Origin of the sequence: Streptomyces sp. 15-116A (genome assembly GCF_025290915.1) — a bacterium.
Taxonomy (GTDB): Bacteria; Actinomycetota; Actinomycetes; order Streptomycetales; family Streptomycetaceae; genus Streptomyces.
On record NZ_JAOCQE010000006.1, the window covers coordinates 1 to 23,254 of the forward strand.

At 71.7% G+C, this 23,254-nt stretch carries 18 protein-coding genes and 1 tRNA gene; 10 read left to right on the forward strand and 9 right to left on the reverse strand.

The window, feature by feature from the left end:
- The 5 genes from N4P33_RS02200 to N4P33_RS02220 form a co-directional block, all read left to right on the forward strand.
- The coding region (locus tag N4P33_RS02200) for an EboA domain-containing protein (protein WP_260824420.1) at positions 1–668 on the forward strand (668 nt) is incomplete at its 5' end.
- Positions 668–1,516, forward strand: coding sequence for a TatD family hydrolase (locus N4P33_RS02205; protein WP_260824421.1), 849 nt, complete (start codon positions 668–670; stop codon positions 1,514–1,516). The genes N4P33_RS02200 and N4P33_RS02205, both read left to right, overlap by 1 nt.
- A 3-nt stretch (positions 1,517–1,519) precedes the next feature.
- On the forward strand, positions 1,520–2,689 hold the full coding sequence (eboE, locus tag N4P33_RS02210; protein WP_260824422.1) for a metabolite traffic protein EboE: 1,170 nt from the start codon (positions 1,520–1,522) through the stop codon (positions 2,687–2,689).
- Entirely contained in the window at positions 2,686–4,131 is a 1,446-nt protein-coding gene (locus N4P33_RS02215; protein WP_260824423.1) for a nucleotide pyrophosphatase/phosphodiesterase family protein, read from the forward strand. The genes eboE and N4P33_RS02215 overlap by 4 nt, the downstream gene beginning before the upstream one ends.
- Before the next feature lie 164 nt (positions 4,132–4,295).
- Positions 4,296–5,408 (forward strand): sugar phosphate isomerase/epimerase family protein, encoded by a 1,113-nt coding sequence (locus N4P33_RS02220; protein WP_399028241.1) that lies wholly within the window; start codon positions 4,296–4,298, stop codon positions 5,406–5,408.
- 49 nt (positions 5,409–5,457) lie between these two features.
- Here N4P33_RS02220 and N4P33_RS02225 read toward each other — a convergent pair whose 3' ends face one another.
- The gene (locus N4P33_RS02225) at positions 5,458–6,789 is read right to left on the reverse strand and encodes a DUF2254 domain-containing protein (RefSeq protein WP_260824425.1); all 1,332 of its coding nucleotides are present in this window, start codon (positions 6,787–6,789) and stop codon (positions 5,458–5,460) included.
- Between the two features lie 142 nt (positions 6,790–6,931).
- On the opposite strand from N4P33_RS02225, the gene N4P33_RS02230 reads away from it, so the two are divergent.
- Positions 6,932–7,016, forward strand: a tRNA-Leu gene (locus N4P33_RS02230).
- 181 nt (positions 7,017–7,197) lie between these two features.
- The gene (locus N4P33_RS02235; protein WP_260824426.1) at positions 7,198–9,909 is read left to right on the forward strand and encodes a SpoIIE family protein phosphatase; all 2,712 of its coding nucleotides are present in this window, start codon (positions 7,198–7,200) and stop codon (positions 9,907–9,909) included.
- 15 nt (positions 9,910–9,924) lie between these two features.
- Here the strand turns inward: N4P33_RS02235 and N4P33_RS02240 are convergent, their stop codons facing one another.
- Complete coding sequence (locus N4P33_RS02240; RefSeq protein WP_260824427.1) at positions 9,925–10,806, reverse strand: ABC transporter substrate-binding protein; 882 nt, start codon at positions 10,804–10,806, stop codon at positions 9,925–9,927.
- A 193-nt stretch (positions 10,807–10,999) separates the two neighbouring features.
- Here N4P33_RS02240 and N4P33_RS02245 point away from each other — a divergent pair, with 193 nt between their 5' ends.
- Entirely contained in the window at positions 11,000–11,131 is a 132-nt protein-coding gene (locus N4P33_RS02245) for a hypothetical protein (protein WP_260824428.1), read from the forward strand.
- 131 nt (positions 11,132–11,262) lie between these two features.
- Complete coding sequence (gene fusA / locus N4P33_RS02250) at positions 11,263–13,323, forward strand: elongation factor G (RefSeq protein ID WP_260824429.1); 2,061 nt, start codon at positions 11,263–11,265, stop codon at positions 13,321–13,323.
- A 90-nt stretch (positions 13,324–13,413) separates the two neighbouring features.
- On the opposite strand, the gene N4P33_RS02255 is transcribed toward fusA, so the two are convergent.
- The gene (locus tag N4P33_RS02255) at positions 13,414–13,884 is read right to left on the reverse strand and encodes a hypothetical protein (protein WP_260824430.1); all 471 of its coding nucleotides are present in this window, start codon (positions 13,882–13,884) and stop codon (positions 13,414–13,416) included.
- A gap of 342 nt (positions 13,885–14,226) precedes the next feature.
- Here N4P33_RS02255 and N4P33_RS02260 point away from each other — a divergent pair, with 342 nt between their 5' ends.
- Positions 14,227–15,063: an alpha/beta fold hydrolase gene (locus N4P33_RS02260; protein WP_260824431.1), complete on the forward strand. Its 837-nt coding sequence runs from the start codon at positions 14,227–14,229 to the stop codon at positions 15,061–15,063.
- 140 nt (positions 15,064–15,203) lie between these two features.
- Here N4P33_RS02260 and N4P33_RS02265 read toward each other — a convergent pair whose 3' ends face one another.
- The 6 genes from N4P33_RS02265 to N4P33_RS02290 all read right to left on the reverse strand — a co-directional run bounded on the left by N4P33_RS02265 (position 15,204) and on the right by N4P33_RS02290 (position 23,246).
- Positions 15,204–18,185, reverse strand: coding sequence for a DUF5682 family protein (locus N4P33_RS02265; RefSeq protein ID WP_260824432.1), 2,982 nt, complete (start codon positions 18,183–18,185; stop codon positions 15,204–15,206).
- A complete protein-coding gene (locus tag N4P33_RS02270; RefSeq protein ID WP_260824433.1) occupies positions 18,182–19,306 on the reverse strand; it encodes an AAA family ATPase in 1,125 nt (374 codons plus the stop codon). Before N4P33_RS02270 ends, N4P33_RS02265 begins: the two co-directional genes overlap by 4 nt.
- 64 nt (positions 19,307–19,370) lie before the next feature.
- Entirely contained in the window at positions 19,371–20,795 is a 1,425-nt protein-coding gene (locus N4P33_RS02275) for a VWA domain-containing protein (RefSeq protein WP_260824434.1), read from the reverse strand.
- Positions 20,792–22,210 (reverse strand): hypothetical protein, encoded by a 1,419-nt coding sequence (locus tag N4P33_RS02280; protein ID WP_260824435.1) that lies wholly within the window; start codon positions 22,208–22,210, stop codon positions 20,792–20,794. The genes N4P33_RS02275 and N4P33_RS02280 overlap by 4 nt, the downstream gene beginning before the upstream one ends.
- Entirely contained in the window at positions 22,210–22,728 is a 519-nt protein-coding gene (locus tag N4P33_RS02285) for a hypothetical protein (protein ID WP_260824436.1), read from the reverse strand. Before N4P33_RS02285 ends, N4P33_RS02280 begins: the two co-directional genes overlap by 1 nt.
- A 107-nt stretch (positions 22,729–22,835) precedes the next feature.
- Positions 22,836–23,246, reverse strand: a complete 411-nt coding sequence (locus N4P33_RS02290) for a TetR/AcrR family transcriptional regulator C-terminal domain-containing protein (RefSeq protein ID WP_260824437.1) — start codon at positions 23,244–23,246, stop codon at positions 22,836–22,838.
- Positions 23,247–23,254 lie beyond the last annotated feature (8 nt).

Genomic DNA, 23,254 nt, shown 5'->3' on the forward strand with positions numbered 1-23,254 from the left:
CGCAGCCCCACCCCGCCCACACCCCGCCCGCCGTACTGCGCCGCGATCTCGCCTCCCGGCTCGGCGGAGCCGCCCGGGCCTGGCTCGACCAGGCGCTCGACGAGGCCGCCGCACACCCCGGCAGCCACGGGCCCATCTCGGTGTGGGAGCTGCGTCTCGCGGAGGCCGGACGCCGCTGCGGCTCCGCGCACGCCGACGCCGCACGCGTCCTCATCCTGCGCGCGGCCCGCCCCGGCACCGACGCGCTGACCCGGGTCTACTCCCAGGGCACCGCCGACGAACGCCGCGCCGTCCTGCACGCCCTGCCGCATCTCGTCCCCGGCCCCGACGCCCTCCCGCTCGTCGAGGACGCCCTGCGCACCAACGACACCCGGCTCGTCGCCGCCGCCCTCGGCCCCTACGCCGCCCGGCATCTCGACGCGCACACCTGGCGGCACGCGGTCCTGAAGTGCCTGTTCACCGGCGTCCCCGTGCACCAGGTGGCGGACCTGGCCCGGCGCGCCCGCGGCGACGCCGAACTCGCCCGCATGCTCGGCGACTACGCCGAGGAGCGCACCGCCGCCGGCCGCCCCGTCCCGGACGATCTGCACCGCGTGCTGACCCTGACCGAGTCCGCGCCCGCCGCCCCGTCCCAGGAGGCGGACACCCCCCACGGCAAGGAGTCCTGATGCGCATCTTCGACCCCCACATCCACATGACGTCGCGCACCACCGACGACTACGAGGCCATGTACGCCGCGGGCGTCCGCGCCGTCGTCGAACCCTCCTTCTGGCTCGGCCAGCCCCGCACCTCTCCGGCCTCCTTCCTCGACTACTTCGACTCCCTCCTCGGCTGGGAACCCTTCCGCGCCGCCCAGTACGGCATCGCCCACCACTGCACCCTCGCCCTCAACCCCAAGGAGGCCAACGACCCCCGCTGCACCCCCGTCCTCGACCACCTGCCCCGGTATCTCGTCAAGGACAACGTCGTCGCCGTCGGCGAGATCGGCTACGACTCCATGACCCCCGCCGAGGACACCGCCCTCGCCGCCCAGCTCCAGCTCGCCGCCGACCACGGCCTGCCCGCCCTCGTGCACACCCCGCACCGCGACAAGCTCGCCGGACTGCGCCGCACCCTCGACGTCGTGCGCGAATCCGCGCTGCCCCTGGACCGGGTGCTCGTCGACCACCTCAACGAGACCACCGTCAAGGAGGCCAAGGACAGCGGCTGCTGGCTCGGCTTCTCCGTCTATCCGGACACCAAGATGGACGAGAAGCGGATGGTGGCCATCCTGCGCGCCTACGGACCCGAACAGGTCCTGGTGAACTCCGCCGCCGACTGGGGAAAGAGCGACCCCCTCAGGACCCGCAAGGTCGCCGACCTGATGCTCGCCGAGGGCTTCACCGAGGACGACGTGGACCGCGTCCTGTGGCGCAACCCGGTCGCGTTCTACGGGCTCAGCGGCCGGCTGAACCTCGACGTCACCGGCACCGGGGCCACCCACGAGGGCAACTCCATCCTGCGCGGCGGGGAGTGAGCCATGCGCTTCCGGCACCCCGACGGCTCCACCGTCCACCTCGCCTACTGCACCAACGTCCACCCCGCCGAGACCCTCGACGGCGTCCTCGCCCAGCTCCGCGACCACTGCGAGCCCGTCCGCCGCCGCCTCGGCCGCGACCGCCTCGGCATCGGCCTGTGGCTCGCCCGCGACGCCGCCCACGCCCTGGTCACCGACCCCTCCGCGCTGCGCGGCCTGCGCACGGAACTCGACCGGCGCGGCCTGGAGGTCGTCACCCTCAACGGCTTCCCCTACGAGGGCTTCGGCGCCGAGGAGGTCAAGTACCGCGTCTACAAACCTGACTGGGCCGACCCCGAGCGCCTCGAGCACACCACCTCCCTGGCCCGGGTCCTCGCGGGGCTGCTGCCCGACGACGTCACCGAGGGCAGCATCTCCACCCTGCCGCTGGCCTGGCGCACCGCCTACGACGACGCCCGCGCCGACAAGGCCCGCACGGCCCTGCTCACCCTCGCCGAACGCCTCGACGCCCTGGAGGAGCTCACCGGCCGCTCCATCCGCATCGCCCTGGAGCCCGAACCGGGCTGCGTCGTCGAGACGACCCACGACGCCATCGCGCCGCTGACCGCCATCGGCCACCCCCGCGTCGGCATCTGCGTCGACACCTGTCACCTCGCCACCTCCTTCGAAGACCCGCACACCGCACTGAACGCCCTCACCGAGGCCCGCGTCCCCGTCGTCAAGTCCCAGCTCTCCGCCGCCCTGCACGCGGAGCACCCCCACGACCCGGAGGTCCGCTCCGCCCTCGCCGCCTTCGCCGAGCCCCGCTTCCTGCACCAGACCCGCATCCGAACCGCCGCCGGCCTCCGCGGCACCGACGACCTCGACGAGGCCCTCACCGGCGACGCCCTGCCGGACGCGGCACCCTGGCGCGCCCACTTCCACGTCCCGCTGCACGCGGCCCCCGCCGCGCCCCTCACCTCCACGCTCCCCGTCCTGAAGGACACGCTCACCCGGCTCGTCGGCGGCCCGCACCCGCTCACCCGCCACCTGGAGGTCGAGACCTACACCTGGCAGGCACTCCCGCCCGAGCTGCGGCCCCGCGCCCGCGCCCAGCTCACGGACGGCATCGCCGCCGAGCTCACCCTCGCCCGCGACCTGCTGACCGACCTCGGCCTGAAGGAACTGCCATGAGCACCCCGGCGAACGCCACCGGCGCCCCCGACCGCACCAGCGGCCCCACCCCTCTTCTCGTCCTCGACGTCGTGGGCCTCACCCCCCGTCTCCTCGACCACATGCCCCACCTCAAGGCGCTCGGCCAGTCCGGCTCCCGGGCCCCGCTCGGCACCGTCCTGCCCGCCGTCACCTGCGCCGCCCAGTCCACCTTCCTCACCGGCACGATGCCCTCCGAGCACGGCATCGTCGGCAACGGCTGGTACTTCCGCGAACTCGGCGACGTACTGCTGTGGCGGCAGCACAACGGCCTCGTCGCCGGCGACAAACTCTGGGACGCCGCCCGCCGCGCCCACCCCGGCTACACCGTCGCCAACATCTGCTGGTGGTACGCGATGGGCGCCGACACCGACATCACCGTCACCCCCCGCCCCGTCTACTACGCCGACGGCCGCAAGGAACCCGACTGCTACACCCGTCCTCCCGCACTGCACGACGAACTCACCGAGAAACTCGGCACCTTCCCCCTCTTCCACTTCTGGGGCCCCGGCGCCGACCTGGTCTCCAGCCAGTGGATCATTGACGCAACCCGGTACATCAACCGCACCCGCACCCCCGACCTGACGCTCTGCTACCTCCCTCACCTCGACTACGACCTGCAGCGCTACGGCCCCGACGACCCCCGTTCCCTGCGGGCGGCCACCGACCTGGACACCGCCCTCGCTCCGCTCCTCGACGACGCCCGCGCCGAGGGCCGTACCGTCGTCGCGCTGTCCGAGTACGGCATCACCCGCGTCGACCGGCCCGTGGACATCAACCGCGCCCTGCGCCGCGCGGGCCTGCTGGAGGTCCACACGCAGGACGGCATGGAGTACCTCGACCCGATGGCCTCCCGCGCCTTCGCCGTCGCCGACCACCAGCTCGCCCACGTCTACGTGCGCCGCCCCGAGGACCTCGACGCCACCCGCGCCGCGCTCGAGGACCTGCCCGGTATCGAGCAACTCCTCGACGACGAGGGCAAGAAGACCCACCACCTCGACCATCCGCGCGCCGGCGAACTCGTCGCCGTCGCCGAACCCGACGCCTGGTTCACGTACTACTACTGGCTCGACGACGCCCGCGCGCCCGACTTCGCGCAGCTCGTCGAGATCCACCGCAAACCCGGCTACGACCCGGTCGAACTGTTCATGGATCCCCTCGACCCGTACGTCAAGGTCAAGGCGGCCACCGCGCTGGCGCGCAAGAAACTCGGCATGCGCTACCGCATGGCGGTCGTGCCCCTGGATCCCTCACCTATTCGCGGCAGCCATGGCCGCCTCCCCGCGAGCGACGACGACGGTCCGCTCCTCATCTGCTCCACCCCCCGCGCTGTCGGAGACCGCGTAGCGGCCACCGATGTCAAGTCACTGCTGCTCGAACTGGCCGGACTCGCCGACGTACCACCCGCGAGATCCGACTACTGAGAGTGAAACACACGGCACTGACAACGGCCCGCCTCCGATGCCACCGGCGGCGGCCACGACGAAGAAGGCAGGCACCCGTGACCCAGTTCTCCCACCCCTGGCAGGGCGACACCCCCGCATCCGAGGCCGCCGGCCCCGACGAGGCGCTCAGACGGCGCCTCGGCATCGGCCGTCGCCGCTTCCTGTCCACCTGCACCGCCGCCGCGACCGCGGCGATCGCCGCCCCCGTCCTGGGCGCCTCACCGGCCCTCGCCGCCCCGGCACAGAAGGACAGCCGAGGCCACGACCACGGCGGTGACGTCCTCGTCCCGGCGCACAAGCGCGGCATCATCCTCTACACCGTCCGCGACGCCACCGGCCGCGACCCGCTCGCCAGCGACCTGCCCTCCGGCTTCCGCGAGGTGTTCAGGGAGCTGTCCCGCTACGGCTACCGGCAGGTCGAGTTCGCCGGCTACGGCCAGCACGCCAACGCGCCCGGCGGCGCCAGCCTGGAGTCGGTGCAGGGCGCCCGGCTGCTGCGCTGCTGGCTCGAGGACTACGGCCTGCGCGCCCAGGGCAACCACGGCTTCATCCCGCCGTCCTGGCCGCTGACCAAGACGGACCTCGACACCTTCAAGAAGCACCTGGAGATCGCCAACATCCTCGGCATGGCCCACATGGGCACCGGCGGCGACCCCACCGGCAGCTCCTACCGGGCCGACTGGGACGTCGCCGCCGACAAGTGGAACACCCTCGGCGAGATCGCCCGGCGCGAGGGCATCAAGCTGTACACCCACAACCACGACGCCGCCTACGGCTTCCTGCTGGACGGCGGCCCGCTGGACGACCAGGGCCGGCCCACCCGCAGCTCCGGCATCCGCAAGCTGGAGTACTTCCTGAAGGTCACCGACCCGAAGGCCGTGTGGCTGGAGATGGACATCTTCTGGGCGCACGTGGCCCAGTACAAGTTCCACACCTACACCGCCCACGACGGCACGCAGCGGGAGAACGTGTTCGACCCGGCCGCGCTCGTCGCCCGCCACAACAAGCGCTACCCGCTGTTCCACGCCAAGGACGGCACCGTCAACACGTCCAACGGCATGGGCTACGACATGGTTCCGTTCGGCACCGGTGACATCGACTACCGGACCTTCTTCACCCGCATCGGGCACCGCACGTACCACAACCCGATGGTGGAGCAGGACAACGCACCCAGCTCCACCGACGCGGGCCAGTCGCTGCGCTTCGCGAAGATCGGCTACGACAACATGGCGGGCCTGCGCAAGCGGCGCCGCTGACCACATGAGGGAACGGGCGGTCCGTCCCCCTCTCGGGGAGGGACCGCCCTCAGCCGATCCCCTGCCGGTCCGGCCGCAGTGCGAAATCGCGGTCCGCCGCCGTCGGGGCAACCCGCTCCACCGCCTGCTTGAGCAGCTCACGGTGGCGCAGCAGCGGCTCCTGACGCTCCGGCGGGGCGAGCAGCAGCAGGTCGGCGAGGCCGGCCATCAGCCGCCGGGTGACCTGCGGCGCGCCCGCGCCGCAGACCCGTACCTCCGCGAAGCCCAGATCCACCAGCTCGCTCCAGCCCGGCACCGGCTGCACCAGCCGTACCGCACCGCCGCGGTCGCGGTGCACGACCGTGTCCAGCGGCCGCCGGGACAGCGCGGCCAGCAGCTGCACGACCCGGTCCAGCGCCTGCACCGCCGTCGTCGGGTCGTTGATCGCGGCGGACAGGGCCCGCAGCGCGATGTCCGACAACTGCCGCAGCCCGAACGCCAGATCCTGGTGGAAGGTGCGCTCCACCCCCACCGCCACGGTGTAGCGCAGCGCCCGGCGCGGCGGCGCCTGCCCGCCGTGCACCGCCAGCACGGGCGTGCCGGGCACCACGAAGTCCCCGATCCGCGGAATCAGCCGCAGCACCACGCCGTGCGCCCGCGCCACCCGCACCAGCCGAGCGATGTGCACGTCCCGCAGCACACCCGCCCGCCCCTCGTGTGCCACCCACGCCGTCACCGGCCCGAGCACGGGCGGCTCCTCATCGCTCCTCGGCACCGGCGTGAGCGCGGCGACCCGGAAGGACTCCGCCGCGATCCGGGCGATGACATGGCTGACCCGCATCATCCGCAGCGTCGTGTTCACGTACATCACGAACAGCAGCAGACTCAGCGCGACCATGGCCAGAGTGAGGACCGACTGCACCAGCGGGACGGAGGTGACCGTACGCGGGTCGGTGGAGCTGTCGTAGGTGGTCAGCACGAGCAGCGTCAGCACGAACGTCGCGAGGAACACGGCGAACGTCGCCTTGGTGATCCGGCTGCGCACGAAGATCCGCACCACGCGCGGCGTGAACTGCCCGCTCGCCATCTGCACGGCGACCAGCGAGATGCTGAACACCACACCGATGAACGTCATCATCGCCGAGCTCACGGCGCTCACCACGGCCTTCGCGTCCTCCGCGAAGCGCTGGAGTTCACTCAGGGTCTCGAGGTCGCCGTCGTCCCGCAGCGCCTGGACGAGTGCCGCGTCGAGTTCCTGGGCCCCCAGCCACACCACGGCGACCAGCACCATGGCGGCGGTGGGCGCGAACCAGAACGTGTCCCGCAGATGCTCCCTGAACGGCGACAACGCCCGCGGCCGCCGGCTCGGCAACGGGCCCTGGGTAATCGTCCAGTCACTCATGGTGCGACCCTAGGGGCATCCGGCGCTCCGGTCCCGGACCACCGCCGGAGGGAAGGAAACGCAGGTGAAAGGCACTGCGAAACCTTGGTATGGTTGTCCATGTCGCCGCGGGGCAGGGCCCTGGCGCGGCGGCAGACACCTGGTCCGGGTGGCGGAATGGCAGACGCGCTAGCTTGAGGTGCTAGTGCCCTTTATCGGGCGTGGGGGTTCAAGTCCCCCCTCGGACACTCTTCACCGGTCGAGTCATGTACTCGGCCGGTTTTCGTTGTTCCGGGGCTGCCTGGTTCCCAGACCGCTTGATTCCAGGGCCGTTCGTCGCCGCACCGGCCAGCCCGCCCCGGACCCGCCCAGCCCCGCCATGGCCCGCCCAGAACCGCGCCCACCGGACCGGTCACCGATACTGAGAAAATGGGCAAACTCGGGCGAAGTGCTCATCCCTCGACCGGTCGGCGTGTGCTGTCGCTGCGAAAACCGCGCAGCGTCGCCGGTCAGTTCTTCCTGCTGCAACTGGTCGTCGTCCTTCTCCTCATCGCCACGGGCGTGCTGGTGCTCGTGTTCCAGGACCGCAGCCGCGCGATCGACGAAGCCGGTGAGCGGTCCCTGGTGGCGGCCGAGTCCTTCGCGAACGCCCCGGGCACCGCGGAGGCGATGAAGAGCGACGACCCGACGGCCGTACTCCAGCCACAGGCCGAGGCGGTGCGCAAGAAGACCGGCGTCGACTACGTCGTGGCGCTGAGCCCCTACGGCTTCCGCTGGACCCACCCGGACCCGGACCAGATCGGCAAGCACGTCTCCACCTCCTACGGCCAGGCGCTCGAAGGCGAGCCCCAGCAGACCACGTTCGACAGCAGTCTCGGCAAGGCGGTCGACTCGACGGTGGCCGTCTTCGACGAACAGGGGACCGCCGTCGGCCTCGTCACCGTCGGCGTCACCGTCGACAAGGTGACCAATGTGGTGCAGCACCAGCTGCCGGTGATCTTCGCCGCCGGCGGCGTCGCGCTGCTCTTGGCGGCGGGCGGATCGGCGCTGGTCAGCGGGCGCCTGCGCCGCCAGACCCGGGGCCTGGGGCCGGTGGAGATGACCCGCATGTACGAGCACCACGACGCGGTGCTGCACGCGGTCCGCGAAGGCGTGATCATCCTGGACGGTGACGGACGGCTCCTGCTGGTCAACGACGAGGCGCGCCGGCTGCTGACCCTGCCGCCGGACCCCGAGGGCAGGCCCGTCACCGACCTCGGACTGAGCCCGGCCCTGGCCGGACTGCTCGGATCGGGCCAGGCGGCCACGGACCAGGTCTTCCTCGCCGGGGACATCCTGCTCGCGGTCAACGTCCGGCCGGTGGGCGCCAAGGGCGGCAGCGTGGCCACCCTGCGCGACACCACGGAGCTGCGCGCCCTCGCGGGCCGGGCGGACGTGGCGGGCGGCCGTCTGCAGCTGCTCTACGAGGCCAGTACGCGGATCGGCACCACCCTCGACATCAAGCGCACCGCCGAGGAGCTGACCGAGGTGGCGGTCCCGCGCTTCGCCGACTTCGCCACCGTCGAGCTGGTGGAGTCCGTGCTGCGCGGCGGTGAACCGACGGAGGCGAGCACGGCCATGCGCCGCGTCGCCGCCGGCGGCATCCGGGACGACGCCCCGCTCCACGCCGTCGGGACCCTGGTGCGCTATGTGCCCGGCAACCCCGTGGTCACCGGTATGACCACCGGCCGGCCGGTCCTGGTGGAGCGCCTCGCCGAGGACAGGGGATGGCAGGCCCAGGACCCGGAGCGGACCCGGAAGGTCGTCGAGTACGGCATCCACTCCATGATCTCCGTGCCGCTCAGGGCCCGGGGCCAGCTGCTGGGGGTCGTGGAGTTCTGGCGTTCGCAGCAGGACCCCTTCGAGCAGGACGATCTGTCACCCGCCGAGGAACTCGCCGCCCGGGCGGCCGTGTGCATCGACAACGCGCGCCGCTACACCCGCGAGCACAGCACGGCCGTCACTCTCCAGCGCAGCCTGCTGCCCAGCACCCTGCCCGAGCTGTCCGCCCTCGAGGTCGGGCACCGGTACCTGCCCGCTCAGGCGGGGGTGGGCGGCGACTGGTACGACGTCATCCCGCTGCCGGGGGCGCGGGTGGCCCTGGTGGTCGGCGACGTCGTCGGGCACGGTCTGCACGCCGCCGCGACGATGGGCCGCCTGAGGACCGCGGTGCACAACTTCGCCGCCCTGGACCTGCCTCCCGACGAGCTTCTCGCGCACCTGGACGACCTGATCACCCGGATCGACCAGGACGCGGCGGCCGAGGGCAACACCGAGTCCGTCACCGGTGCCACCTGCCTGTACGCGATCTACGATCCGGTCTCCGGGCGGTGTGTCCTCGCCCGCGCCGGTCATCCCGGGCCGGCGCTGGTCTCACCCGACGGTTCCGTGGCCTTCCCCGACATCCCCGTTGCCCCGCCGCTCGGCGTGGGAGGGGGCCTGCCGGTCGAGACGGCCGAACTCCGCCTGGCCGCCGACAGCCGGCTGGTCCTCTACACCGACGGCCTGGTCGAGGCCCGGGGCCGTGACATCGACGTCGGGCTCGGCATGCTGAAGCAGGCGCTGACCGATACGCACGGCGCCACCCTGGACGACACCTGCCAGGCGGTGCTCGACGCGATGCTGTGCACCGGGCAAAGCGACGACATCGCCCTGCTCGTCGCACGCACCCGGCTGCTCGACCCGGACCAGGTCGCGGAGTGGGAGGTGCCCGACGACCCCGCCGCCGTCCCCCGGGTCCGCGCCGAGGCCACCCTCAGGCTGGAGTCCTGGGGGCTCGGCGAGGCCGCCTTCACCACCGAGCTGATCCTCAGCGAACTGGTGACGAACGCCATCCGGTACGGAAAGAGCCCCATCACGCTGCGGCTGGTGCGCGACCGCGACAGCCTGATCTGCGAGGTCGGAGACGGCACCAGCACCTCCCCGCACCTGCGCCGCGCGACCGTCACCGACGAGGGGGGCCGCGGTCTGTTCCTCGTTGCGCAGCTGTCCCGCCGCTGGGGGACCCGGTACACCGACCGAGGGAAGATCATCTGGGCCGAGCAGGCGCTCGACGCCGGAGCCGCCGGGGACCTGAGCGGTCTGCTGATGGCGGACCTGTGATGCGGCGCGGAGCCTTCAGGAGCCGTCGTCGACCGTGAGGTACGGGATCTTGGCCGGGTCCCGGCCGAAGGCGGCCCCGAGATACACGGCAGACAGCTTGGCGAGCGTCCCGTCGTCGATCAGCTGCCTGATGATCCGGTCCAGCTCGTCCTGCTCGGCCGACCCTTTCGGGTACAGGGCGCCGTATCCCTGATCGGTCCGGTACTGGCCCACGAGGCTCACTCGGCTCTCCTGCTTCTGGGGATACGCCAGCAGAATCGTCGTGTCGTGGATGACCGCGTCGATCCGCCGCTCCTCCAGCGCCGTGATCAGCTCCGGGTCGTTGGCGAAGGCGGTGACGGGCCTGGTCGGCCTGATGCGGTCCTCGACGAACTCCTCGCCCGTGGTGCCCTCGGCCACGCCGATGCGGACGTCACGGATGTTGTCCTGGTTGATGTTCTCGCCGTCCCTGATCAGCAGCCCGAGGGTCGAGGAGAGATACGGCGGGGAGAAATCGGCGACCTTGCTCCGTTCCGGGGTGATCGTGATCTGTGCCAGGGCCAGGTCGAAGTCCTTCGCCCGGCCGGACACGACCTCCGGGAAGGGGGCGTTCTGCACCTTCACCCGGTCGAGCCCCGACCGGTAGGCGATGTTGGCGGCCATGCAGTACTCGTAGCCGCTCTTGACGGAGTCCGGCGTGTCGCCGTTCCACCAGCCGGGCGCGGGCAGGGTCGTCCTGACCGTGAGCGCGCCCGCCGTCTCGGGTGTCAGGCGGAACTCCCCGTACTGTCCCGAGACCGGGCAGTCGCCGTACCGGACGTCCGGCGCCTCCGACCCGCCCTGGTCGCACGCCGACGCCGCCACGATCAGCGCCCCGCTGACAGTCAGAGAGACGATCGCTGCCGCGGCGCGCATCATGGCACCTCCGGTAGGGGCATAGTGCTTGAGTCACCATAAATCACCCTGGACCATACGGGCGCCGGAGTCACCTGGGAGGGCCCCGAGTGCGGGGTCGCGCGTACGGACGCAGCGGTCCGTAATTCCGTGGCCCCGGCGGCTCGCCTCTCCCTACACTCACCACACCACCGTGACCAGTGAGGGGAGCCAGGCCATGCGCGCTCGCGCGACCGTCGCCGCTCCCCGGTCCCGTTCCCGGTCCTTCCGGTCCGAGGTGATCCTGGTGTCCCCGTCCGTCCGGTGCCCGCTGCGCGGCCGGTACCGGATGCCCGAGACGCACGGCTGACCTTCACTCGCCCACACACCGACACCCGGCCGCTGTCAGGCCGCCGGGACCGTGTGCGCCTGCCCGCGTCCGGGGAATCGCGCTGCCCTGTTCCCGATCACCGATGGATCACCGAAAGGCCACCACGGGCCATGCGCACCCACACCACCACCGACGCCCTCGCCACCGTCCGCAACCTCGGCATCCTCGCCCACGTGGACGCCGGCAAGACCACCGTCACCGAGCGGATCCTGTACGCGACCGGCAGCACCCACAAGCGAGGCGAGGTCCACGACGGCACCACCGTCACCGACTTCGACACGCAGGAGCGCGACCGCGGCATCACGATCTTCGCCGCGGCCGTCAGCTGTGCCTGGGACGGTCACCGCGTCAACCTCATCGACACCCCCGGACACGTCGACTTCGCCGACGAGGTGGAGCGCTCGCTGCGCGTGCTCGACGGCGCGGTCGCGGTCTTCGACGCGGTCGCCGGTGTGGAGCCGCAGAGCGAGTCGGTGTGGCGGCAGGCGGACCGGCACGGTGTGCCGCGGATCGCGTTCGTCAACAAGATGGACCGCGCCGGGGCCGACCTGGACGCGGCCGTCGCCTCGATCCGGGAACGGCTGCATCCGGCGCCGCTGCCGGTCCAGCTGCCGATCGGCGCCGAGGACGGCTTCACCGGCGTCGTCGACCTGCTGCACCTGCGGGCCCTGACCTGGGACGACGACGGCACCGCCGCACCCCCGGCCCCCGTGCCAGAGGAGCTGCGCGAGGAGGCGGCGCGGCGGCGCAGGCTGCTGGAGGAGGCCGTCGCCGAACTGCATCCGGGCGCGCTGGAGGAGTTCTGCGACACGGGCTCCCTCGGCGCCGCCACCCTCGTCGCCGCCCTGCGGGACCTCACCCGCAGCGGTGACGCCGTGGTGGTGCTGTGCGGCTCCGCCTACCGCAACCGCGGCATCGAACCGCTGCTGGACGCCGTCCTCGCCTATCTGCCGTCGCCCCTCGACGTACCGCCCGTGCGCGGCACCGACGACGACGGCGACGAGCAGGCACGGTCCGCCGATCCGGCGGCACCGCTCGCCGCGCTCGCGTTCAAGGTGAACGCCACCCCCACCGGGCGGCTCACCTATCTGCGCCTGTACTCGGGCACCATCGAGAAGGGAGACACCGTGTGGGACGCCACCGCGCGCCGCACCGAGCGCATCGGCCGCGTGCTGCGCGTCCAGGCCGACCGGCACGCGCAGGTGGACCGGGCCGTCGCCGGGGACATCGTCGCCGTGGTCGGCCTGAAGTCCGCCCGCGCCGGTTCGACGCTGTGCGCACCGGACGCCCCGCTGCTCCTGGAACCCCCGGGGGTCGCCGAGCCGGTCGTCTCGGTGGCGGTGGAGGCGTTGCGGAGCACCGACACCGGCCGGCTCGCGTCGGCGCTGGCGCGGCTCGCCGAGGAGGACCCCTCGCTGGTCGTGCGCACCGACCGGGAGACCGGCCAGACGGTGCTGTCCGGCATGGGTGAACTGCACCTCGAGGTCGCGGTGGAGAAGATCCGCCGTGATCACGGGCTGGGCGTCAATGTGGGCCGTCCCCGGGTCAGTTACCGGGAGACCGTCGGCCGGGGCGTGTCCGGCTTCGTGTACCGGCACGTCAAACAGGACGGCGGGGCGGGCCAGTTCGCCCATGTCGTCCTGGACGTCGAGCCGCTCGACGAGCCCGGCAGCGGGTTCGCCTTCGGCTCCACCGTGGTCGGCGGGCGCGTCCCGCAGGAGTACGTCCGGGCGGTCGAGGCCGGCTGCCGGGACGCGCTGGCCGAGGGCCCGTTGGGCGGTCACCCGGTGACCGGTGTGCGGGTCACGCTCACCGACGGGGCGACCCATGTGAAGGACTCCTCGGACACCGCCTTCCGCACCGCCGGCCGGTTCGGACTGCGCGAGGCCCTGCGGACCTGCGCGATGGTCCTCCTCGAACCGGTCGTCGAGGTCACGGTCACCGTGCCCGAGGACGCGGTCGGCGGGGTGCTCGGCGATCTCGCCGCGCGCCGCGGCCGGGTGACCGGCTCGGCCGCCCGGGCGGGCGCGACGGTCGTCACCGCGACCGTGCCGCTGGCCGAACTGTTCGGCTACGCGACCCGCCTGCGCAGCCGTACCCAGGGCCGCGGCACCTTCACCACCCGCCCCACGGGCTACGCCCCGGCACCGGCCGCGGCACCCGCCCGGTAGCGGCGACGAACGGCGGCCCCTCCCGCATCCATGCAAGGCGGGAGGGGCCACGCCGGGCCACAGAGGGGCCGGCGGGTCAGCGCGGTGCGGTCACCACCACGACGTGCACTTCGTCTGCCCGGCGTTCTTCAGGTAGCCGCAGGCGCGGAAGCGGTAGTTCTTGTCATTGCTCGTCGTCTTCGCGGCGCTGGTCTTCGAGGTTCCCGGACCGCGGTCGACAGCGAACGGCCCGCACTGGAGCCACTTCGATCCGCCGTTCGTCGTCCAGTCCATCCAAACCAGGTCACCGTTGACGGTGGTACCGCTGATCTTGGCCCAGCCCCGCTGCAGTCCGCGGATGTTCCCGTGCTGAAGTGTGACGGTCCGGCCCGCCCCCATGTCGATGGACCGGACGACCGTTCCCGACGCGTCGTCGGATATGTCGATGAATCCGTTTGCGCCGTTCTGGCACTGGGCTGCCGTTGCGTGAGCGGAGCCGGCCGGTACGGCGACCGCCAGTCCGAGCCCGAGTGAGAGCGCTGCGACGGTAGACGCGAGACTGCTCCGCAGGCATTTCTCCATTGATGTTCCCCCTTCGTGGTCCTGCCTTGGCCCTCACATCGTGCGCGGTCGGCCGGCCTCCGGCACGCGTTCGCCCTTCGCATTCGATGAGGTTCGAATGCTTTATGGCCGCTCGCGTGTGCGTGCACCGGACCTCGGGGAGGCGACACCACCGTGGACCGCGCCGTGTTCGTGCCCGCAGTAGGTGACCTGCTCGCCGACCTGCACGCCGCGTAGCCCTTGCGGGCGGCGGAGGGCACGCGAGCGTTAGGTTTGGGGGCGCCGTCACGGTGAGGAGGGCGTGGGGACATCTGCCGACCGTATTCATTGCCTGCCCGGCGGGGGTGCTGGAACGCTCCCCGCATGCCCACCTTCACCGCACCCGACGGCACGACCCTCGCCTACCACGTGGCGGGAGACGGACCGCCGCTCGTCTGCCTCCCTGGTGGCCCGATGCAGGACTCGGCCTACCTGAGCGACCTCGGGGGACTGAGCGCTCACCGGACCCTGATCCGTCTGGACCTCAGGGGCACCGGCCGGTCGCAGGTTCCCGAGGACCCGGCGACGTACCGGTGCGACCGGCAAGTGGCGGACGTGGAGGCGCTGAGGAGGGAACTGGGTCTGGACCGTCTCCCGGTCCTGGCCCATTCCGCCGGTGCGAACCTGGCCGCCCTGTACACCACCCGCCACCCGGAACGCGTCTCCGCTCTGACCCTGATCACGCCCAGCGTGTTCGCCGTCGGTATCGAGGTGACGGCCGAGGACCGGCTGGAGACGGCACGCCTGCGCCGGGACGAACCCTGGTTCCCCTCCGCGTACGCCGCCCTGACGGCGATCACCCAGGGCCAAGGGGATGCGCGGGACTGGGAGGCGGTGGCGCCGTTCTGGTACGGGCGTTGGAACGACACGGCCCGCGCTCACCGGTCCGCGGAGGCGCGGCAACGCAACAACGAGGCGGCGGCCGTGTTCGCGAGCGAGGGCTGCTTCACGCCGGCGGAGACTCGGGCGGCGTTCGCCGCCTTCTCCGCACCGGTCCTCGTCCTCGCCGGTGAGTACGACGTGTCGGGACCGTCGCGTGCGATGAGGGAGTACGCGGGTCTCTTCCCGAACGCGAGGTCGGTGGTGCAGGCGGGTGCCGGGCACTTTCCGTGGCTGGACGATGCGGAGCGGTTTGCGGCTGCGGTGACAGCGTTGGGCTGACGTGCCGGGTGTACCGGGGGTGACAGGCTTCTTGGCCTTCTGCGGTCTCTCGGCCTTCTGCGGTTGCTTGGCCCTCTGCGGTTGTTCGGCCCTCTGCGGCGCGGCCGGTTCCCCAGTGGTGCGGGAACCGGCCGTTGCCGTCATGTGCCGGTGAGGAGGGTGTCCAGGGCTCTCGCCGTGCTGGGGTGGCGGGTGGTGAGGGGGGTGGTGGACGAGGCGGAGGCGGTGGCGGCCGGTGCCGTCCAGTCGCCGTCGCAGCCCAGGAGTTCCGCCACCGCGTCGCATGTGGCGGGGTGCGCGTGCAGCAGCGCCGCGCCCGGCGCGGGCGGGGTGTCCGGCTCCGCCCAGCCCTCGGTGCAGCCGAGGAGCTCGGCCACCGCGTCGCACGTCGCCGGGTGGGCGGTGAGGAGTGCGGTGGGCCTGGGGCTCGGCTTCGCCGTGTCACGGGGTGTGCGTCGTGGCTGGTGCTGGGCTCGCCATGGCGGCACCCAGGTGTCCAGCGCCTCGAGGCGGGCCGGGAAGATGCGGCCGGCCTCGCGGATCAGGAGCGGAGCGAGGTCCGCGGCGCTGGAGCGCAGGGTGGTGATGAGGAGGGGGAGCCAGGGGAGGAGAACCGGGTCGGGCAGGCGGGCGAAGGCCTTCGAGACGGCCTCGACGACCACGTCCGCCAGCCCCGGCACCGGCTCCAGCGCGTGGACGAAGCCGCTGAGGTAGCGCGGGTAGGCGGGGACGACGAGCGGGTTGTCGAGGAGCTCGTCGCACCGCGCCCGCAGTTCGGCGCGGGACAGGGTGCCGAGCTGTACCTGTGCCGCCCACAGCAGGGCCGTCTTCGGCGGGTCGTCGGGGTGGGACTGGGCGACCGCGAGTTCCAGTTGCGCCCGGTCGCAGCCCAGGGACAGCGCGAGGCTCTCCATGCTGAACAGGAAGCCCAGCATCGCCGCGACCTGCCCGACCGTCGCCTCCTCGTTCCGGAAGGCGGTGGGCAACAGGGTGCAGTAGTGGGCGTAACCGGTCCTGGTGAAGGACTCGATCCACGGGGGCAGCTCCGGCTCGGTCGTCCGGTAGTACGCCAGCAGCGCCCGCACCCGGCGCAGCACCTCCGGCGCGCCGTCCACGCTGCGTTCGGCGGCGAGTACCTTCAGCGCGTGCGTGCCGAGTTCGTCGGCCAGGCGCCTGCTGCCCAGATAGAGGGTCGCGTCCTCGACCGCGGCCAGCACGGTCGCCGTCGTGGCCCGCGGGGCGTACGCCTCGCGGCGCAGCCGCTGTTCCAGGACCTGCTCGAGACTGACGCCCTCGTAGCCGAGTTCGATCAGGGCACGCTGGTGGGTGCCCAGCGCCAGGTCCCACGACTCCTGGATCGACCGCTCGCCGAGCCGCCGTTCGCCCATGATGGGCCGGGCGGCACCGTGCGGCATGAGGCGCCGCAGCATCCACAGCACGTCGGAGCACGCCTGGAGTTCGGGCCGGGAGGCCATGTCCAGCAGGGCTCGCTGCACGCCCCGCTGCTGGAGTTTCAGCTCCAGCGGGGCGAGCCGGTCGTACACGTCACGGGCGAGCGGCGGCAGAGCCTCGTAACCCACCTGACCGATCCGGTCGCCGCCCATCATGATCTCGACGAGGCGGCGCACGTCCCGCCGACCGGGCACCCTGTCCTTCTCGATGCAGGTGACCGCCGCGTCCTGGAAGTCGTACGGCGTCGGCTTGGCCCGGTCCCGCATGCCGGCGAGCAGGATCGACGTCTCGAAGACGGCGATGGCGTCGGCGGTGGAGGCGAGGTAGCCGTTGCGCCGGGCCGCGCGCACGATGTCCACCGACCAGCCGAGCAGTTCGGCCTCGTCGAGACCGTCGAGGACCGGTGGTCTGCGCAGGAAGCTGGTCAGCCGGTCATCGGTGGTGGTGGCCGGAGCCCCTGCGGGGACCGATGCCTGCCGGCCCCGGGACCCCTTCGCCTTCGTCGCGGCTTTCTTCTTCCCTCCCGCCTGGCCCGCCAGCCGGTACGGCTGCACCCGCGTGCGCTTCAGGCTCTTCGCCCACTCGGTCGCGGCGATCGACACCGAACCGGCGGCCAGCCCGAACTGCGCCTCGATCGCCGCGTGGCTGGACGGGATCAGCCCGTACTGCCAGGTGGTGCCGGTGCGCGGAGAGATCGTGAACGTGTCGGCCCCGTGCACGCCGAACTCCTCGACACGGCTGGCCGCGTGGAACGCCCCGCACACGTACAGGCAGTCCTCCGGGTCGGTGCCGGTCGCCGTCAGATGCTCGCGCATCCGGGTCCACATGTACCGCTCGCGGTCCTCGTCCACGCGCACCCGGGCGGGATCGCCGGGGGCGAGCCGGCGGAACAGGCTGCCGACGAGGAACATCACCTGGCGGTACGTGTCGTGGTCGCTGCCGCTCTCGCCGAGCGGCACCTCGACGTACTGGTGCCACCACTCCGACCAGTGCCGCACCTTGCCGTGGCGCAGCAGATGCTCCTCCAGCTCGGCGAAGCGCGGGCGCAGATCGCCGATCTCCACGCCGACCGCCTCGCCGTGCAGCGCGGCCTCCGCCTCCACTTCCGCCGGGGCCGCCTCGGAAGCGGGTTCCGGGTGGGGCTCATGGCGCGGGTCCCACTGGAAGACGTGGTCCGAGGACCGGTCGACCAGCACCAGTTCCACGCCCGGCGTGTCCAGCGCGTACGCGATGGCCTGGTACTCGGCGGACGCCTCCGTGATCGGCGCGACGACCGACAGCGGCGCCCACTCTGCGGGGAAGCCGTCGACGTCACCGGCGAACGCCTGCACCGCCACCGGCAGCCGGCAGTTGCGCAGCTCGGTCAGCAGCGGCGCCATGTCCTCGCACAGCTCCAGATAGACGACCTTGGGCTGCTTCTCGCGCAGCCGGCGGGCCATGGCGAGTGCGGAGGCGGGGGAGTGGTGACAGACGGGGAAGATCTCCAGCGGCTCGTTCACCGCGCGGTCGACGTCGTCGACCATGCCGAGCAGGATGCTCTCCAGCGCGTCCGGCCCGCCCGCGAACCTGGCGGCGGCCTCCTGGAGTTGTCCCCGCAGCGCGCCGAATGTGCTGCTCTCGGCGGGTGCTTTCTGCACGGGTGACCCTTCGGGCTTCTGGAGTGCGCTCATGACAGGGTGGCGATCGCGTCGCGGCCGCCCTCCAGGAACTCCGGCCAGGAACCGCCCTCTTCCTTGCTGCGCGGCTCGACGACCCCGTGCAGGTACTTGTTGAGGATGGCCAGGTCCTCGGGTTCGCGCCGGGCGAGGGAACCCACGAGGGAGGAGGCCAGGGTGCGGGCGGTGAGGGCGCGCTCGCCGAAGAAGTTGCTGTGCAGCACCGCGTCCTCGAGCACGCCGATCTGCTCGGCCGTCGACAGCGCCGACTCCAGCTTCTCGTCGTCGCTGCTCGCCGCCGCGGCCGAGGCACGCAGATCGGCGAAGCTCTGCAGCAGCACGTCCAGCAGGGTCGGCGGCACGTCCAGGTCGATGGCGTGCCGGCGCAGCAGCTCCTCCATGCGGAAGCGGACGATCTCCGCCTCGCTCTTCCTGTTCGTCACCACCGGTATGCGCACGAAGTTGAAACGGCGCTTCAGCGCGGAGGACAGATCGTTGACGCCCCGGTCGCGGCTGTTGGCCGTGGCGATGATGGAGAAGCCGGGCTTGGCGAAGACGATGTTGTCGTCCCCGCCGCCGCTCTCCAGCTCGGGTACGGAAATGTACTTCTCCGACAGAATGGAGATCAGCGCGTCCTGCACGTCACTCGTGGAGCGGGTCAGCTCCTCGAAGCGGCCGATGGCGCCGGTCTCCATCGCGGTCATGATCGGCGACGGGATCATCGACTCCCGGGACTGGCCCTTGGCGATGACCATGGACACGTTCCACGAGTACTTGATGTGGTCCTCGGTGGTGCCGGCGGTGCCCTGCACCACCAGCGTGGAGTTGCGGCAGATCGCGGCGGACAGCAGCTCGGCCAGCCAGCTCTTGCCGGTGCCGGGGTCGCCGATGAGCAGCAGACCGCGGTCGGAGGCGAGGGTGACGATGGAGCGCTCGACGAAACTGCGGTCGCCGAACCACTTCTGCGAGATCTCACGATCCAGGCCGTCGGAGCGCTCGGAGCCGAGGATGAACAGGCGGACCATCTTCGGCGACAGACGCCACGAGAACGGCTTGGGGTTGTCGTCGATCGACTCCAGCCAGTCGAGCTCCTCGGCGTACTTGATCTCGGCGGGAGCGCGCAGCAGGTCGGACATGAAGAGTTGGCCTTTCGGTGAAGGGGATCACGAACAGGGGCAATGCCTGGCGCGTGTTCGGTGATCAGGTCAGAAACGTCTTGAGCTCGTGCACGAGCTTCTTGATGTGGCCGGATATCACCGGCGTACCGAGGTCCTTGAACTTCTCCCGGAACCACGGATTGACGCTGCCGCGTCCGGAGCTGGTCACCGAGCCCACCGGGATGAACTTCGCCCCCGAGCGATGAATGGCGGCCATGCTCTCGAACAGCTCGTGGGTCCGCCATTCGTAGAAGTCGGAGATCCACACCACGACCGTGTTACGCGGCTCGGCGATCTTCGGCTGGGCGAGCGCCATGGCGACAGTGCCGTCGGTGCCGCCGCCGAGCTTGGTGCGCAGCAGCGTCTCGAACGGGTCGTGCGCCCAGGGCGTGAGGTCCAACGCCTGTGTGTCGTACGCGATGAGGTGGACGTCCACCTTCGGGAGCCCGGCGAATATGGACGCCAGGATGGTGCAGTTGACCATCGAGTCGACCATGGAGCCCGACTGGTCCACGACCACGATCAGCCGCTGCGGGGTCGTCTTGCGGCTGGTGTGCCGGTAGTAGAGGCGGTCGACGTAGAGCCGCTCCTCCTCCGGGTCCCAGTTGGTGAGGTTCTTCCAGATCGTGCGGTCGAGGTCGAGGTTGCGGAAGACCCGTTTGGGCGGCACGGACCGGTCGAGCTCACCGACCGACGCCTTCTCCACCTGGGTGCGCAGCACTTCGGTGACCTCGTCGACGTAACGGCGGATCAGCGCCTTGGCGTTGGCCAGGGCGACGCCGGAGAGGTTGTTCTTGTCGCGCAGCAGCTGCTCGATCAGGGACATGCTCGGGGTCAGCCGGGACGCCAGCTGCGGGTCGGCCAGCACCTCGCGCAGATGCATCCGCTTGACCAGCCCGGCCTCGATGGAACCGAGCTCCGGGCCGATCTCGGGGATGAGCCGGCTGAGGTCGGGGGTGGGCGCGCCGACGCCGGTACCGGTCGGACTGACACCGCCCCCGGCCCCCACCTGTGGGGTACCGCCACGCCCATTGCGCAGCTCACCGGGCCGGCAGCCCAGCGCCCGCTCCAGCCAGCCCGCATCAGACTGCCAGCGGGCCAGCTGCTCGGCAGTCACGGTGCCGGGGCTGGAGGCGAAGACATTGAGCAGCACCTTCGACGCGAGCGCCGCACGCCGCACCTCTGCGGCTCGGTCACGCGCGCCGTCCTCCTCCGGCTCGGGCACCATCAGCCGGTCGAACTCGGCGGCCAGTTCCGGATGCCGCTGGACGACGGAGTCGACGGACGCCCCCGAGTCGAGCAGCGCGGCCGGCAGACCGATGTCCTCGACGACGGCGAGACTCGCCGACTCCAGGCTCGCCTGCTCCTCGGGGTCGAAGAGCCGCGCCAGCAGCCGCCAGTAGAGCACCTGCCGCCGGTTGTCGTACGGGTCGGCCTCCGGGACCTCCCCCTGGATGGGCTCGCTCATTTCCGCAGCAGCCTTCCCGCACGCTCCCGCAGCACGGTGACGGCATCGGTGGCCGCCTTCTCGGCCCGGACGCCGGCCTTGTCGCTCGTACCACCGGCCCACGCCCCGGCGTGCACGGCCACGGCCTTCTTCCGCACCGTCCGCTCCACAGCCAGCGGCTGGACCAGAAACTCCCCGGCGTCCCACCGCAACAGCCCGATGCACGCACCGGAGGAGGCGACGGCCTCGGACGTGAGCGGCCCGGCCGCCGGAACCCGGTCGCTGTCGACGGCAAGACGCTGCCCGGCGACCTGGAAGGCCACGAAGCCGTCGTCCTCGCCCTTCTCCACCGCGTAACCCTCCAGCAGCACGGGCACGGCGATCCGGGTGGGGTGCCGGTCCAGAGGCGTCGTGGGACAGGCGGAAGCGGTGGGGAGCGCGACCCGGGCGGTGGTGAAGACCTCGGCGGGCTCGCCCATCCGGGCCCGGGCGTCGTCCCATATCAAGTCGCCCTCGGCGGTGAGGGCCATGGAATCCACTTCCATGGCACGCTCCTCGCTGACGGCGGTCAGCAGCGACAGGTGCGGCCGGAGCAGCTGCCACAGCCCCGCGCCTACGACGGTGTCCGGCTTCGGCGCGGACGCCGAGGCCCGCACCAGCCGCGGCGCACCACCGTCCGCGGGCTCGAACACCGCGTGCACCTGCGCCTGTACGGCCGTGGCGTGCTCCTGCACATCGACGCCGAGCGGCAGCAGACGACCGCTCACCTCGGCGACCGCAGGAGCGGACACAGCGCCGGGCAGCGTCAGCAGCACCGCCCGCGACCACAGATCGGCCCAGCGGCGCACCGGAATCCGCTCCAGGGTGGCGCCAGGGCAGGAGGCGGCGAGTTCGGCGGCGAACCCGTCGAGCAGGGTCGCGAGGCGACGGAGCGCCGGATCGGGCAGCATCGCGGACACGACGGGCGCAGCCCCGGCCACGAGTTCGTGATCGATGGCCTGCCAGCCGGCTCGTGCCAGATCGCACAGCCAGCTACGAGCGGCGGCGTGCAGGTTGACGGCATGCTCCCCGCCGTCGCCCGGCGTGGGGCCATCGGGCTGCTCGGGCCCGGGCTGGCCGGCCCCGGGCCGTTCGACGGCAGCCTCGATCTGCTCGCTGAGCGCATCGTGCACGGAGCCCAGCAGGGCGGTACGGGCGGCGGCGAGCGCGACGAAGTGATCCTCGCCGGCGGCACCGGCCGCAGCCTTCTCGGCAGCCTCGGCGACCCGGGAAGCCAGCGGGGTCCCGGCGACGGCCTCGGCGAGCGCCGCCAGCCCGTCGGCCTGGCCGGGCTGCGGCCGCAGCAGACCGCCGACGAGGACGTCGTCGAAACCGTCCACGGCCGCGAGAGCCTCATCCAGTCCAACAATGGCGTCGGCCAGCAGATCGGCACGCATCAGGCCACCGCCCTCGTCGTCGGGAACCACTGCATCTCGGGCAACGGAGCCGTGGTCGGGCCGAGTTCGAGATAGGCCAGATGCCGCAGGAACCTGCTGAATACCTGGGCCGCGGCCGAACTGTCGCTCTGAGCGGGACGTGTGGCGGTCATCGCGCCGGTGAGGGACTGTGCGTCGGACTCCTCGGCCGCGTCCTCTATCTTGAGATACCGGGCAACACGCTCGGCCCCGTACTGCAGCACGGCCTCACCGATCAGCGCGCGAATGTGATTGCAGAACCATCCCCGAGCCCCGCCGCAGGGACGGTTGTTGTTGGTGCTGCACGCGAACGCGTACGACCCCGCCTCGACCGACGACACATACACCCGCCCGATGTCCGACCCGCTGGACACCACGCCCTGCAGCCGCCCGTCGGCCAGCTCCACGAACGGCACCTTGGCCAGCTTCCGCGGCCGCGCGGACGGCACCACTCGCGCCGTACTCGACCTCTCCCAGACCGACAACGCACCATCTCCCATGCATGCGAAGGGGGCGTTCACGCCACCTCGGCGGAACGAGATCAAATCTAGAGGCACCCACTGACAGTGCGCTTGACCTGCGAGAATGTGCGATCCACGCGCCAGGCCTAGCCTTCGATTCGCCGCGCCAACCCGTCGAGCAGGGCGTGGAGCCCGGCCTCGAAGGTCTGCTCGGGGGAAGCGGCGTACTCGGCCGCCGCCGTGGTCTCGAGGCGGGCGCGCAGGCGCGGACAACGCAGGCCGATCTCCCGAGCCTTGGCCATCGCCTGCTCCAACTGCTCCTTCGCGTCGGCCCCGTCCTTGCTGACCTTCCGAGTCAGCGCGGCGGCCGCGTTGCCGAGGACGTAGGTGAAGACGGCGGCGGCGACCCGGACCTGGCCCGCGTGAAGGTCGCCTCCTTTCTCAAGGCGGTCGAGGACGCGTTTCCGGGATGGGTGCGGGTGCAGACGTACGTGCGGAACACCGTGGTCTTCGGCGGGTCCGCTGCAGCCCTGGTGGCCGTCTCCGGCGCCTGACATCACGGCGC